We start from the raw sequence: 13,548 nt of genomic DNA, 5'->3' as shown, positions 1-13,548 counted from the left end.
ATGACACGAGCTTCCTCAGCCCATGTGGACACCTTTACCCATGACCACCTGCCGCCCGCCGAGACGTGGCCGACAATGGAGTTCACACTGCCTGAACTCCAGTACCCCGCGATGCTCAATGCCGGCGCTGTACTTATTGACGATGCCGTGGCCGAACACGGAGCCTCCCGCCCCGCGCTCCACACCCCCGACGGGACAACCTGGAGCTACGGCGAGCTCCAGAAGCACGCCAACCAGGCGGCGCAGGTCCTCACGGAGAATTTCGGCGTCGTCCCGGGCAACCGCGTCCTGCTTCGCGGTCCCAACAACCCCTGGATCGTCGCGGCCTGGCTGGGAGTCCTGAAAGCCGGCGCCGTAGTTGTCACCACGATGCCGATCCTTCGCTCGTCCGAAGTTGCCACGCTGCTCCGGCTGACCACGCCCGTCCTGGCGATCTCGGACCACCGCTTCTTGGACGAAATGGTTCTCGCGGCAGGCGACGACGCAACTGTGGTCCCGTACGGCGGCACCCGTGCCGATGACTTCCTTGCCCTGTGCGCAACCAAAAGCGGCGAGTTCACCAACGTGCAAACCGCGGCCGACGACGTCGCGCTTCTGGGGCCAACGTCGGGAACCACGGGCATGCCCAAGGTCACCATGCACTTTCACCGCGACATCCTTGCGAATGCGGACACCTTCGCGCGCCATATCCTCCAGCCCACCCCCGACGATGTTTTCGCCGGGTCACCGCCGATCTCCTTCACGTTCGGCCTCGGCGGACTTGTCGTTTTCCCGCTGCGATTCGGCGCCTCATCACTCCTGACCGAACGGTCCGGCCCGGTAGAGCTTGCCGAGCACGCCGCGGCCGCCGGCGTGACCATCCTGTTCACGGCGCCAACGGCTTACCGGGCAATTCTCAAGGCCGGCCGCGGCGATCTCCTCAGCCGGCTCAGGATCGCGGTCTCCGCCGGCGAACACCTGCCCAAAGAAACATGGGAGGCCGTTTACAACGCCACCGGCATCCGGCTGGTCAATGGCATCGGCTCCACGGAGCTGCTCCATGTCTTCATCTCCGCGTCCGGGGAAGACATCCGGCCGGGCACCACCGGCCTGGCTGTACCCGGGTACCGCGCCACCATCCTGGACGAGGATGGCAACGAGGTGGGTCCCAACCAGGCCGGCAGGCTCGCAGTAATCGGCCCCACGGGCTGCCGCTACCTGGATGACGAACGGCAGGCCAACTACGTCGTCAACGGTTGGAACGTCACCGGTGACACGTTCATCCGGGACGCCGACGGATACTTCATCTACCAGGCCCGTTCCGACAACATGATCATCTCTTCCGGCTACAACATCGGTGCCCCCGAAGTTGAAGCGGCCATCGACCAGCACCCCGACGTTGTTGAGAACGCCGTCGTCGCACGCCCCGACCCTGAACGCGGCAGCGTGGTCTGCGCCTTCATTGTCCTGCGCGAAGGCGTCGCTGCCGACGATGCCAAACGCAAGGAGATCCAGGACTTCGTCAAAGCCACGATCGCGCCGTACAAGTACCCGCGGGACGTCCGCTTCGTCAGCGAACTCCCCCGCAACCCCAGCGGCAAGCTGCAGCACTTCAAGCTGCGCGACCGCCTCGAACTCGACAACGACCAGCTGGCCGGCGCAGCCGCCACCCGGCCATAGAAGGAGCAGACCATGAAGATCGCTATCGTCGGAGGCGGCCCCGGGGGCCTGTACTTCGCAGCACTGATGAAACAGCTGGACCGCTCCCACGACATCACGCTCTGGGAACGCAACGCCGCCTCAGACACCTTCGGATTCGGCGTCGTTTTCTCCGACGAAACCCTCGGGGGCATCGGCAACGCCGACCCTGTGGTTGCTGAATACATGAGTCGGCGGTTTGCTCGGTGGTCCGACATTGATATCCACTTCCGCGATGAAATCCTCACGGTAGGGGGCCAGGGCTTCGCCGCGATGAGCCGCAAGGAGCTGCTGGAACTGCTGCAGCGCCGCTGCAGCGAACTGGGCGTGGACGTCCGGTTCAGTACCCCCGCACCGCCCATCGCCGAGCTCGAGGCCGGCTACGACCTGGTGCTCGCCTCCGACGGGATCAACTCACAGATCCGGGCAACCTACGCGGAGTCATTCGGGCCCAGCCTTGACCCCCGGCCCAACAAATTCATGTGGCTGGGCACCGACCAGGTTTTCGAGGCGTTCAAGTTCTTCGTCAAGGACACCGAGTACGGCACCATGCAGATCCACGGATACCCCTACTCCGACGAAGGCTCCACCTTCATCGTGGAAATGTCCCCCGATGTGTGGGACGCGGCCGGCTTCGGCGAGACAGCTGCCGAGGTGTTTGCCCCCGGTGTCTCCGATGAGAAGGCCATCAGCAAGATCCGCGCCATCTTCGCCGATGAACTCGCCGGACACGAGGTACTGTCCAACAACTCCAAGTGGCTGAACTTCACCACGGTCAAGAACCGCAGCTGGCGCCACGGGAACATCGTGCTGCTGGGCGACGCCGCGCACACCGCGCACTTTTCCATCGGCTCAGGCACCAAGCTCGCCATGGAAGACTCGCTCGCACTGGCTGCTTGCCTTCACGAGCACCAGGACCTTGAAACCGCCCTTGCGGCCTATGAGACCGAGCGTCGCCCCGTCGTCGAGTCCACCCAACGGGCCGCCCAGGCTTCGCTTGAATGGTTCGAACGCGTGGGACAGTACAAAGGCCAGGAGCCAACGCAGTTCGCGTTCAACCTGCTCACCCGCTCGCGCCGGATCACGCAGGAGAACCTGCGCCTGCGGGATCCCGGATTCGCAGAAACCGTAGAGCGCCACTTCGCTGAATCCCAAGGATTGCCGGACATCGCCCCCGCGATGTTCCAGCCCTACCGCATCGGGGAGCTGGAGCTCAAGAACCGTGTGGTCGTCTCCCCCATGGACATGTACTCCGCCGTCGACGGCATGCCCGGGGACTTCCATCTGGTCCATCTCGGGTCCAAAGCACTCGGCGGCGCGGGCCTGGTCATGACCGAAATGGTTTGCGTCTCAGCCGAAGGGCGCATTACTCCCGGATGCTCGGGCCTCTACACCGACGGACAACGTGAGAACTGGAAATCAGTTGTCGAATTCGTCCACACGCGCTCGACCGCGAAAATCGGCGTCCAAATCGGCCACTCTGGCCGCAAAGGCTCCACCCGGCTCATGTGGGACGGTATCGACGAGCCGCTCAAGGAGGGGAACTGGGAGCCCGTCGGCCCGTCAGCCCTCCCCTACGGCCCCGGCAACCACGTCCCCCGCGAAATCGACCGGACCGAGATGGACAGGGTCAAAGCTGATTTCGTCAGCTCAGCACGACGGGCAGCAGAAGCGGGGTTCGACCTGCTCGAAGTCCACGCTGCCCACGGATACCTGCTCTCCTCGTTCCTCTCCCCCGTCTCCAACCAGCGCACGGACGAGTACGGCGGAAGCCTGGAGAACAGGCTGCGGTTCCCGCTCGAGGTCTTCGACGCCGTTCGTGCCACCTGGCCCGCTCACAAGCCGTTGACGGTGCGCATCTCGGCGACTGACTGGATCGAGGGCGGAAACTCCTCAGACGACGCGATCGTGATTGCCCAGGCATTCGTCGATCATGGCGCGGCCGGCATTGACGTCTCCACGGGGCAGGTTGCCAAGGAGGAAAAACCCGCCTTCGGCCGGAGCTACCAGACGCCGTTTGCCGACAGGATCCGGCAGGAGGTTGCGGCGCCGGCCGGAGTCGCGGTGATTGCAGTCGGAGCCATTTCAAGTTTCGACGACGTCAATTCCGTGCTGCTGGCAGGCCGGGCCGACCTCGTTGCCCTGGGCCGCACGCATCTGTACGATCCGCAGTGGACTCTCCATGCCGCCGCGGAGCAGGAATACCAGGGCCCGGGGTCACAATGGATCCCCCAGTTCCAGGCCGGCCGCCGCAAGCCTCCCAGCGGCAGGACGGACGCCGTCCGTCCGCGGTTGTCCCTCCTCCAGGAACCGGAGTTGATCACACCCGACGGTCATCTGCGCTGGACGCCCGGAATCTCTGCTGCAGAGCCGAGTCTGGCTCAGTAGGACTTGTCGAATCCATGACTCATAGGTGATGCGGCGGCGGCGGGAAGGCTTGTTTCCGGATGATTGCCGGCTTCAATATCCAAGCCGCCCCGCGCCACCAGTCACCACTTCCAACACCACCGAAGGACCTCAATGGCTGCGTTGAACCACACCCAATGGCCAGTTCCACCGAAAACAACCAACCGCGTACTGCTCGCTTGCTGGCTCGCCATCCTCGCGGAGGGCTACGACGTGGGGGTTCTTGGCGCCATCATTCCCGCCCTCGCCGAATACAAGGAGTGGGACCTGAGCCCGCTGGAGCTCGGCGGGCTGGGTTCCTATGCCCTGATCGGGATGCTGATCGGCGCCATGACGATCGGCACTCTCTCAGACCGCGTCGGCCGCAAAAACATGTTGCTGCTGTCCGTCCTGATCTTCACTTCCACCCAGCTGGGCGCAGCCTTGGCACCCACGCCGGAGATGTTCGGGTTGTTCCGCTTCCTGGGAGGCCTGGGCATGGGCGGCATCATCCCCGTGGCAGCTGCCCTCACCATCGAGTATTCGGCCCCCAAACGCAGGTCCTTCAACTACGGCGTTATGTATTCCGGGTACTCATTCGGAATTCTCGCAGCCGCCCTGGTTGCCCTCGCACTGCTTCCGACGCTGGGGTGGCGCTGGGTGATTGGTGTGGGATTCATCCCGATCCTGCTTATCCCGATCCTGGCATGGATCCTCCCAGTCCCTTGAATTCCTGATGAGCAAGGGCCGCCGCGCTGAGGCCCTGCGCCTCGCGGGCAAGCTGGGCGTCACACCGTTTGTCGACAACGACTGGGCTCCAGCACCGGTTGCCGGCGAGGCTCTGAAGCCTGTGGGGTGGAAGCAGTCTTTGATGGCTCTCTTCTCCCGCGACTACCTCAGGCCCACCGTCTTCTTCTGGATATCCCTGTTCTGCGGCATGGTCCTCGTCTACGGCCTCAACACCTGGCTGCCAACCATCATGCGGAAGGCCGGCTACGACCTGGGCTCATCCCTGACGTTCCTGGCAGTCTTCAGCCTCGCCTCCGCCATCGGCGGCATGGTGCTCGGCCGGGCCGCCGATATCTACGGCAAGAAACTCATCCTCGTCCTCTTCTACGCCATCGGCGGTGTAGGAATCCTGTTGCTGATGTTCCCGAACAATATCTTCGTCAACTACGTCTTCGTCGCCCTGGCCGGCGTGGGTTCCATCTCAACATCCCTCGTCCTTACCGGCTGGGTGGCCGACTACTACCCGTCCTACGCCCGGGCAACTGCCACCGGCTGGGCCCTGTCCTTTGCCCGCATCGGAGCGATTTCCGGGCCACTCATCGGCGGCTGGATCGGATCGGCACAGCTTCCGTTCCAGTGGAACTTCATCGTCTTCGCGTTCGTGGCGATCCTGGCCGCCGTTGCGGTAGCGATGATCCCCAAGACGCCAGGCTCAAGGCCCGTCATCGAAACGAATGCATCCGCCAAGCTGGAGCCTTCGAGCCGACTGCAGTGACGGTCCGGACCTGATAAAAGCTGCCTGCAGCTGGATCGGACGATGCGCCCTCAGGCGCATCGTCCGATTCCGTTTACCGTCCTTATCAATCGACTAACGTCGTCAGCAATCGGCACAGCCGCACCACTTCTGCCGCTGGGCCCGGTGCGGCCTTCGGCTACGGGCTACCGAGTGCCGGATCTACTCACCGAGGAACCGAAGCAGGAACGGGAAGGTGGCATGCATCGTCCGCAGGTCCCCGCCGCTGGCGCCCTGCTCGCCGAGGTAGTCGCCGTGGCCGCCGGGGACAATCAGCAGGCGCGCGCCCGGGATGGCGGCGGCCATCCGTGCGGCATATTCGGCGGGGATAAAGTCGCGGTCGGCGCTCACCACCAGCGTTGAGGCCGTAATGGTTCCCAGCTCGCCGTCGGACCATCCGGGAAAGTCCAGGATGCGCCGGCTGTCCAGCTCGAAGAGCCGCTCCAGGTGGCCGGGCTCGGGGTTCAGAACGCGGTCGGCGTGCTTGTAAATGTCCGGCATGTCCTCGAGGGTGGCTTTCGCCATACCGTCCCAGAATTCCTCCGGCCGGGCATTGCGGTTCGCGAAGGTGGAGGCAGCAATGAGGTGCCGGACAACTGCCGGACGCCGGAGCGCCAGCGCAATGGCGGTGTGCCCGCCGGAGCTGAATCCCAGCACATCCACCGTTTCCACGTGGAGCTGGGCCAAAACAGCGAGGACGTCGCCGGCGGAGTTCTCGGCCGTGAGCGGGCGGCTGGTGGGCTGGGTGCGGCCGTGGCCCTCCTCCTCAACGGCGACGACCTGGCGATGTTCAGCCAACAGGGGGATGAGGTCGCCGAAGTTGGTGCCGATCGTGGAGCCGCCGCCCGGGATGAGGAGCAGCGGCGACTGGCCGGGCACCGCCTGGCCGTGGACCTCGTAATACATACGAAGCCCGTCGTTGTCCGCGTAGCCGTGGGTGAAGCTCACACGGAATCATAACGCCGGGCGCTTCCGACGAAAAGATGGGCAAGGCCAGGACCGGACGCATCAGGAGCTCCGATCACTGGTTAGTGGCTGAGCCCTTGGGTAGCGCGAGACCCTGCGCTCGGCCAACAATGATCACAAGGGCAGCGGACTGCAGTCAGGCTCAAGCTCGCCTTACTTCTTGAAGGCGCTACTACCTTTACGCAACCGAGTATTCCCACGAGTTCCGAAGGAGCTGGAAATGCCCAACGACCTTAATGACCTTGTCAGCGTCCGATACATGGTGGACGACGTCGATGCAGCGGTCGACTTCTACACCAAGTACCTCGGATTCACCGTCCGGATGAGCGCCGCACCGGCGTTCGCCGACGTCACCAGGGGCCGGCTGCGGCTGCTGCTAAGCGGGCCGAGCAGCTCGGCAGGCCGACCAATGCCGGACGGAACCGTGCCGGCGCCAGGAGGATGGAATCGGATCCACCTCATCGTGAGCGACATCGCCGCAGACGTGGACCGGCTGCGCGCCGCAGGCCTCACTTTCCGAAACGACGTCGTTACCGGCCCAGGCGGCCAGCAGATCCTGCTGGTAGACCCGTCCGGCAACGTTGTCGAGTTGTTCCAACCCGCCGGCGGATAGCGCCGCCATTGGCTGCATACCCATTTTCAACCAGGGGTGGAGCTCAGCAGCTCGTAATGCTCGACCACGGGAAACGGCTGGTAGAAGCGGTGCAACAGCTCGCGCCACTGCTGGTACTGCGGAGATCCGCGGAAGCCGATGGTGTGGTCCTCCAGACGTTCCCATTGCACGAGCAGCAGGTAGGTGTTCGGTGATTCGAGGGAACGCGAGAGCGACATCGTGACGAAGCCGGGCATCGACGCGATAATCAGGCGGGCCTGATCGAACGCAGCCTCAAACTCTTCTTCGAGACCGGAGATGACAGGCAGCAAGGCGTGTTCGGTAAGCATGGGCCCAGTGTCGCAGAATCCCTGGAGATTGACTTTCAGGTCCACATCAAAGGGTTGGGGATTCTGCCTCCGCCAGTCTGATCAGCCGAAGTTCGTCCTCGACCGCGCGGGAAGGCCAGTAGTCCTTAGCCAACTGCGATGCCCGGCTTTGGTCTGCGGCCGGGAAGAGCTTTCCGAGCAGCCCGGCGGCCTGGAGCAGGGCGATCAGCGCCGTCGTTCTGGCATCGGGCGCCTTCGCGACGGGCGACTTGGAATCAGGCTTCGCCTCTGGCGCCGTCGCTTCGGGCGCCTTGGTCTCAGGCTTGGAATCTGGCGCCTTGGTCTCAGGCTTGGAATCCGGCTTCGGCGGTACGAGCGGCCCCCCGCCGAGTGCCGCTTTGACCTTTTCCAGGAGCGCAGCTTCCGGACCGTGGTCCTTCTCCGGATACCGCGTGGACTTGAACAGGCCAAGGTGTTTTTCGCCGACATGTTCCACGATGCCGCGTGACGCCATCCGCTCGTAGACACGCTGCGCTTCGCCCCGGCCCTCCAGCATGGAGACCCACCGCTTGGGGGTATGGGGCCGGGATTTGCCACGGATGAGCTCCAGCTCGTGCTGGAAGTCCGTTGGCGGGGCGGCGCCGGTAGCCCGGACGTGCTTCCCCTGCAGGGCGATTGCACCGAGGAGTTCCAGCTCGGCCAGTATGGCCCCGGCCAAGGTAGTCCTGAGTGCGAACACGGGCACTTCAGGTTTGCCGTTCTTGTCGTTCGTTGCCAAGAGCAGGAAAGCCTGGGGAAGGCTCAGCTCATCCACCTTAGTTGTTTCAACATCCATAGGATCATGGTGGCGTAGTTGGGCAGCCACCACAATGAGGATTGCATGCCTGAAACCAAAGAGTTCGCTCCCCCGCTTCGCGCGCGGGATCCCACCGCTGCCTTTGACGCGGCCGACCGGCCGGCCGTTATAGATGTCGTCGACATTGCGACGTGGCAGGGCGGGACTGACCAGGTCATCGCGGCGCCGGACCGGGTCAGCGAGCCCGGCTAGCTTTCGTCGCAGAGCAGGTGGTACCAGCTGTCGGCGAGCACTTCGAGGGCGTGCTCGCGGTGGGGCTCGAGTTTGCGTCTCGTCCAGAGCGTTGCGACGTAGTCGAGCTGCGTGAACGCGAGCGTCCCGCGGATGTGGCGGGTTTCCTCTGAGAAGCGGCCGGCCAACTGCATGCCTCGGACGATGTCGGCGATGACCTCCTCATGCCATCCCCGGACCAGTGCCCGAACGTCATGATCGACGGCGGCGGCCTCGTCGAGCACGTCGAGGTAGGGGCGGAAGACCGGCCAGAGCACCGCGCGCGACTCGAGCCAGGCAAGGATGCCGGGCAGTTGGCCCGCCCGGACGACGTCGACGAGGTCGGCTGCCGTTGTCGCCCGGTCGGGGCCATCCGCGCGGTCCAGCACGGCGTTGACGCGCGCCATGAAGTCCCCCATCAGATCGCTGCGCGAGGGGTAGTGCGCGTAGAAGGTCGCCCGGGTTGTCCCGGCTGCCACGGCGATCTCGTCGATCGTTGTCGCTGCGTAGCCCTTCTCGGTGAAGAGCTCGAGCGCGCGGTCGATGATCGTGTCGCGGGTCAGCTGCTTCTGGGCCTCTCGCAGCGACGACATGACCCAATCCTATCCATGGAGTGCAGTAGGTTCCCGGCGGAGTCAGCCCGGCGCCCTCGTCAAGCCGCCAGGCGGAGCGCTGCGACGGGGCAGACCCTTACCGCAGCCTTCGCGGCGTCGACGTCGGCCCCGGTCACCTCCTCGACATCGATCACGAGTTCGCCGTCATCATCGAGGTGCATGAGCTTGGGCGCGGCTTCCTCGCAGAGCCCGTGTCCCTCGCAGCGCGGCCGGTCGAGTTCGATCCTCACGCGGCCACAACCTCGGCGACTTGGAGCTTGTCGATGCTCCGGGTCATGTTGCTCGGCACCCGGACGACGTCGGTGATGGTGATCGATTTTACCTGGCGTGCGAGGGCGCTCACGATGGCGTGGCCTTCGAGCTTCGCCAGGCCCTGCCCTGCGCAGCCGTGCGGCCCGTAGCCGAAGGAGAGGTGGTCCACGGGGTTGCGTGTCACGTCGAAGACATCGGGATTGTCGTAGTGGCGGGCGTCCCGGTTGCCCGCACCGATGAGAATGCCCAGCTGGGCGCCGGCGGGAACTGTCACGCCGTCGAGCTGCACGTCGCGGGTCGCCGTGCGGCCCCAGATGTGCAGCGGGGTCCAGTAGCGCAGCACCTCGGCGAACGCTGCGGGGACGAGCTCCGGGTTCTCGCGGACGAGCTGGAGCTGCTCCGGGTGGCGGCCGAACAGCGCGACGATGTTGCCGATCGAGGCGATCGTCGTGTCCACGCCCGCCCCAAGGTACTGGTGAATGATGTGCCCTGCGGAGCCTTCGGGGATGCCGCCACGGGCCTCGGCGTCGAAGATTCCGCGGCCGATCGAGCCGGGAGCGAGGTCGTCGGCGGTGACCGAGGAGCACCAGCCGTAGAGCTCGCCGGCGATCGGGAAGCTCTCCTGGGTGCGTTGGTTCAGCGGCCCGATAACCTGCATCGCCGCCTGTCCCCAGCGCAGCATGTTGTCCTTGACGTGTCCGCTGAAGCCGATGAGATCGGCGACGATCTCAAGCGGGAAGGCGCGGGCCAGGGAGTCGATGGCCTCGAAGCTGCCGCTGGCGACGAGTTCGGCGACGAGCTTGTCCGCCTTCTCGTCGATGATGACTTTCAGGCCGCGCAGTGCGCGGGGCGTAAGGTTCTCCGACAGCGTCGCGCGCAGCTGGGTGTGAACCGGCGGGTCGGAGGCGAGGGAGGTGCCCTGCAGCGCCTCGTTCACCATCGGGTTGAAGCCGAGGGTGGTGGACGAGAAGGTCGCCGGATCGCCGAGCACGTCGCGGATGATGTCGTAGCGGGTCAGCACGTAAAGATCGTTCTTGGGCAGGTGGACGACGCCGGCCTGCTCGCGCAGAGCGGCGTAGGTGGGGTAGGGGTTGACGAGGATGTCGTCGTTCCATATGTCGATGTCTGATTCGATGGGTGCAGTCACAGTGCTCTCCTTGCGGATAGTGGGTGGTGGTCGGTGAAGGGAAGCCGTCCGTCTCAGACGGCCATTTCGGCGTTCGCCTCAGTGGTCTCCGCGATGGCATCGGGGGTGGGCGCCGTCGAACGAGCGGTGATGAAGAGGGTGAGGATGGCGGAGGCGGTCGCCGCGATGGCAGCGACGAGGTAAACCGTTTGGAAGCCCTGGCCGAGCGAGGCCCCGGCCGCGCCCTGGATCTGCTGCTGCGCGGCGGTGAGGGCCTGGACCATGCCGTCGACGGCCGGTCCGGGTGCGCCGCCGGCCAGTGCCTGGCCGGAGAACTGGGCGATGACGCCGTCCCAGCCGGAGAGATAGCCCAGGGGCGGCACGTGGGAGAGCCCTTCGACGGCGTTGGCGGGCAGCCCCGCACCGCCGAGGATCCCGCCGAGCGGGCGCGCGAAGATCGAGGCGCCGATGCCGAACGCGATGGCCGAGCCGATGACCGGTCCGAGGGCGAAGCCGAGGTCGCGCAGCAGGTTCGTCGTCGCGGAGGCCATGCCGATGTGCTGCGGCGGGACGGTGTTGATTGCCACCGAGGTGACGGAGCCAACGGTGAGCGCGAATCCGATGCCCAGCAGCAGAAGCGGCTGAATGAAGGCCGTCCACGGGGTGCCGCCGAAGGCCTCCGGCGTGCCCAGGGAGAACGTCGAGAGCCAAAAGCCGGAGAGAGCCATGAAGGCGAAGCCCGAGGTAAGCACCCAGCGCGGCGCTACGTGGTGGATGAGCCACCCCACCACCGGGATGAAGGCGAAAGCCGGACCCTGGATGAAGACGAACAGCACCCCGACCTTCCACGTCTCGGCCAAAGCGAGACCGCCGACGGCGACGCTGGTGCTGAAGCAGATTGCGAGGAAAGCGAACATGCCGGTGACCGCGACGATGCCGGTGATCGAGTAGGCGCTGTTCTTGAACAGGGAGAGGTGGATGAGCGGCTGCTTGGTGCGCATCTCAATGATTACGAACAGGACCAAGAGCACGACGCCGACCGCGTAGCTCACGACGACATCCCAGGCGCCGAAGCCTGCATCGACCGCCTGGACGGTCGCGAAGAGCACGGCGATGAGGCCGAGCGCGAGGGTGAACTGGCCGGGCAGGTCGAGTTTGCGTCCCTCGGAGGCCGCGGAGTCCTTCGCCCGGAGCGCGACGAGGAGAACGACGACGGCGACCGCTGCCGCAACGAGGTAGGCCACCCGCCAGCCGCTGAACACATTCGGCGCGCCGGGCGCAGCGCCCGGAACCGTGAACAACTGGGCGGTGAGGCCGGCGAGCACGGGTGAGATGACCGCGCCGAGCGACAGGAACCCGGCCCAGGTGGCAATGACCCGCGCACGCGCCCGGTGATCCGGGGTGATCGCCGCGATCATCGACAGCGAGATGGGAAATAGGATGCCCGCCGCGATGCCGCCGACCGCCTGCGCGAAGATCATCATCTCGGTCGTCGGCGCCAGCGCAGCCAGGACGGATCCGACGACGCTCAACGCCGCGCCGGCGTACAGAAGCTTCTTGCGTCCGAACAGGTCGCCAAGGAGCCCCCAACTGAGCTCGAACACGACGATACCCATTAAGAACATGCCCGCGATCCAGGTCAGACCCGCGCCCGAGGTGTGGAATTCCGTGGCAAAGGTGCCGCTGAGGGCGCCCGGGAGGGCGTTGGTAATCTGCGCCAGTGTGACCGCGCTGTAGGCGGCAACGAACGTCGCACGTACCGAACCTCGGCTCGACACCTTAATGGTTTGACTCATCGATGAAACTCCCTTGTTTCCGTTCGATCCTGGGCTGGTGCCCCGGGGCTTTCGCCTATTGACCTCCGACCGCCCTGGGGCCCGGAAGTGATAAGCGCCATACGACAGTGTGAAGCCAAGGTTTACACGATGTCAATAGAATTTACAATCTGGATGTCGCGGTCGGAGTCCGGGCTCCGGCCATCCCTGGTCGAAGAACTCGCACAACCGGTTTCCTAGCATCTCCACGCCGCTAGGATGAGGGAAATGGGCTCGGTCCAATCATGAGCGAGCGGCCCGGGGCGCTTCGTACTGTCAGTTCAGTTACAACCGGGGGAAATACATGCGACCGACAGAGCCAAGTGCAAGACGGCCATACCTCTTCACGATCGTTATCGCGGCCTCGATTGCCTCAGTGAACGTCATCTCTGCTGGCACCGGTGCCGCATTGCCCGAGTTGCCGCCTACCGTGCTGGAGCTGCTCGCTGAACTGACCCTCGCGGTTCTGGCTATCGCGGTGCTGACGGCCCTGCGGTCTTGGAGGACAGTCGGTTTTCGTGCCCTTCCCAGGCTGAGAGACCTGCGGCTGTACTGGATTCCACTGCTTCCGGTGCTGCCGGTGGTCGCGGCTACGATTATCGGCATCTCCCGCATGCGCTTTGAGGAGGTCGCCTTTTTCCTGGTCCTGGCCTGCCTCATTGGTTTTGTTGAGGAGGTCTTCTTCCGAGGCCTGATTTTGCAGGCCCTCGCTCCGGCAGGGCTCTGGCGGGCAGCAATCCTTTCATCCATCGTCTTCGGAGTGATGCATCTGCTGAACCTCCTGTTCGGCGCGGACCTGGTGGCGACCCTGCTGCAGGCCGCCTATGCCACGGCGATGGGATTCGGCTTCGCGGCTGTAACGCTTCGGACGGGTGCCTTGTGGCCCCTAATCGTGATCCACGCGTTGATCGACTTCGCGGGCTTTGTCACCTCGGAGGGAACGGTCATGATTGCCCCGACGTCCACGGACATCGTCATCTTCACCCTCTACATCGTTGTCTTCGCAGCCTACGGAATCTTCATGATGCGAGCGGTCACACACCGATCAGCGCGGCCCCGGCCCGACACAGACCACACTCCGATATCCGGACACGCCTTTATCAGCGGCTCAGCCGATCCGCGCGACACACGGCCGAGCTGATCTGACATCTGCATAAGGCGTCGCCGTCTTGGGCTTGGGCATAGGCTGGGAGTTCGGCCTTACT

The 13,548-nt window shown here is 64.8% G+C and carries 12 protein-coding genes and 1 pseudogene; 6 read left to right on the top strand and 7 right to left on the bottom strand.

Annotated features, from left to right (window positions below):
- The 3 genes and pseudogenes from AC50X9_RS01385 to AC50X9_RS01375 all read left to right on the top strand — a co-directional run bounded on the left by AC50X9_RS01385 (position 1) and on the right by AC50X9_RS01375 (position 5,566).
- The gene (locus AC50X9_RS01385) at positions 1–1,659 is read left to right on the top strand and encodes an AMP-binding protein (protein ID WP_494889344.1); all 1,659 of its coding nucleotides are present in this window, start codon (positions 1–3) and stop codon (positions 1,657–1,659) included.
- Positions 1,660–1,671: 12 nt separating this feature from the next.
- On the top strand, positions 1,672–4,065 hold the full coding sequence (locus AC50X9_RS01380) for a bifunctional salicylyl-CoA 5-hydroxylase/oxidoreductase (RefSeq protein ID WP_494889342.1): 2,394 nt from the start codon (positions 1,672–1,674) through the stop codon (positions 4,063–4,065).
- Between the two features lie 132 nt (positions 4,066–4,197).
- A pseudogene (locus tag AC50X9_RS01375) lies at positions 4,198–5,566 on the top strand (MFS transporter).
- A gap of 180 nt (positions 5,567–5,746) precedes the next feature.
- Here AC50X9_RS01375 and AC50X9_RS01370 read toward each other — a convergent pair.
- Positions 5,747–6,532: an alpha/beta fold hydrolase gene (locus AC50X9_RS01370; protein WP_494889340.1), complete on the bottom strand. Its 786-nt coding sequence runs from the start codon at positions 6,530–6,532 to the stop codon at positions 5,747–5,749.
- A gap of 238 nt (positions 6,533–6,770) precedes the next feature.
- Here AC50X9_RS01370 and AC50X9_RS01365 point away from each other — a divergent pair, with 238 nt between their 5' ends.
- A complete protein-coding gene (locus AC50X9_RS01365; RefSeq protein WP_494889338.1) occupies positions 6,771–7,163 on the top strand; it encodes a VOC family protein in 393 nt (130 codons plus the stop codon).
- A 26-nt stretch (positions 7,164–7,189) separates the two neighbouring features.
- Here AC50X9_RS01365 and AC50X9_RS01360 read toward each other — a convergent pair whose 3' ends face one another.
- Entirely contained in the window at positions 7,190–7,492 is a 303-nt protein-coding gene (locus tag AC50X9_RS01360) for an antibiotic biosynthesis monooxygenase family protein (protein WP_494889336.1), read from the bottom strand.
- Positions 7,493–7,538: 46 nt separating this feature from the next.
- Positions 7,539–8,306 (bottom strand): GOLPH3/VPS74 family protein, encoded by a 768-nt coding sequence (locus AC50X9_RS01355; protein WP_494889334.1) that lies wholly within the window; start codon positions 8,304–8,306, stop codon positions 7,539–7,541.
- A gap of 45 nt (positions 8,307–8,351) precedes the next feature.
- Between AC50X9_RS01355 and AC50X9_RS01350 the strand changes: the two genes are divergently transcribed.
- The gene (locus AC50X9_RS01350; RefSeq protein ID WP_494889332.1) at positions 8,352–8,519 is read left to right on the top strand and encodes a hypothetical protein; all 168 of its coding nucleotides are present in this window, start codon (positions 8,352–8,354) and stop codon (positions 8,517–8,519) included.
- Here AC50X9_RS01350 and AC50X9_RS01345 read toward each other — a convergent pair.
- Genes AC50X9_RS01345 through AC50X9_RS01330 form a run of 4 tightly spaced genes read right to left on the bottom strand, consistent with a single transcriptional unit; the run spans position 8,516 to position 12,325 of the window.
- Positions 8,516–9,130 (bottom strand): TetR/AcrR family transcriptional regulator, encoded by a 615-nt coding sequence (locus tag AC50X9_RS01345; protein WP_494889330.1) that lies wholly within the window; start codon positions 9,128–9,130, stop codon positions 8,516–8,518. The two genes, AC50X9_RS01350 and AC50X9_RS01345, sit on opposite strands and share 4 nt — an antisense overlap.
- Before the next feature lie 59 nt (positions 9,131–9,189).
- The gene (locus AC50X9_RS01340; RefSeq protein ID WP_494889328.1) at positions 9,190–9,381 is read right to left on the bottom strand and encodes a ferredoxin; all 192 of its coding nucleotides are present in this window, start codon (positions 9,379–9,381) and stop codon (positions 9,190–9,192) included.
- Positions 9,378–10,550 carry a cytochrome P450 gene (locus AC50X9_RS01335; protein WP_494889326.1) on the bottom strand — a complete coding sequence of 391 codons (1,173 nt, stop codon included), beginning with the start codon at positions 10,548–10,550 and terminating at the stop codon, positions 9,378–9,380. The genes AC50X9_RS01340 and AC50X9_RS01335 overlap by 4 nt, the downstream gene beginning before the upstream one ends.
- Before the next feature lie 53 nt (positions 10,551–10,603).
- Positions 10,604–12,325, bottom strand: a complete 1,722-nt coding sequence (locus AC50X9_RS01330; protein ID WP_494889324.1) for an MFS transporter — start codon at positions 12,323–12,325, stop codon at positions 10,604–10,606.
- A gap of 394 nt (positions 12,326–12,719) precedes the next feature.
- Here AC50X9_RS01330 and AC50X9_RS01325 point away from each other — a divergent pair, with 394 nt between their 5' ends.
- Positions 12,720–13,484, top strand: coding sequence for a CPBP family intramembrane glutamic endopeptidase (locus AC50X9_RS01325; protein WP_494889322.1), 765 nt, complete (start codon positions 12,720–12,722; stop codon positions 13,482–13,484).
- The last annotated feature ends 64 nt before the right edge of the window (positions 13,485–13,548 follow it).

It is taken from the genome of Pseudarthrobacter sp. HLT1-3 (genome assembly GCF_059383535.1).
Note: the sequence above shows the minus strand (reverse complement) of the source record. Positions and strands in the feature narration are given on the sequence as shown.

What these genes read in the sequence shown, in the direction of transcription:
- AC50X9_RS01385 (WP_494889344.1), top strand. Translation starts at nt 1, where the DNA reads ATGACACGAGCTTCCTCAGCCCATGTGGACACCTTTACCCATGACCAC.
- AC50X9_RS01380 (WP_494889342.1), top strand. Translation starts at nt 1,672, where the DNA reads ATGAAGATCGCTATCGTCGGAGGCGGCCCCGGGGGCCTGTACTTCGCA.
- AC50X9_RS01365 (WP_494889338.1), top strand. Translation starts at nt 6,771, where the DNA reads ATGCCCAACGACCTTAATGACCTTGTCAGCGTCCGATACATGGTGGAC.
- AC50X9_RS01360 (WP_494889336.1), bottom strand. Translation starts at nt 7,492, where the DNA reads ATGCTTACCGAACACGCCTTGCTGCCTGTCATCTCCGGTCTCGAAGAA.
- AC50X9_RS01355 (WP_494889334.1), bottom strand. Translation starts at nt 8,306, where the DNA reads ATGGATGTTGAAACAACTAAGGTGGATGAGCTGAGCCTTCCCCAGGCT.
- AC50X9_RS01350 (WP_494889332.1), top strand. Translation starts at nt 8,352, where the DNA reads ATGCCTGAAACCAAAGAGTTCGCTCCCCCGCTTCGCGCGCGGGATCCC.
- AC50X9_RS01345 (WP_494889330.1), bottom strand. Translation starts at nt 9,130, where the DNA reads ATGTCGTCGCTGCGAGAGGCCCAGAAGCAGCTGACCCGCGACACGATC.
- AC50X9_RS01330 (WP_494889324.1), bottom strand. Translation starts at nt 12,325, where the DNA reads ATGAGTCAAACCATTAAGGTGTCGAGCCGAGGTTCGGTACGTGCGACG.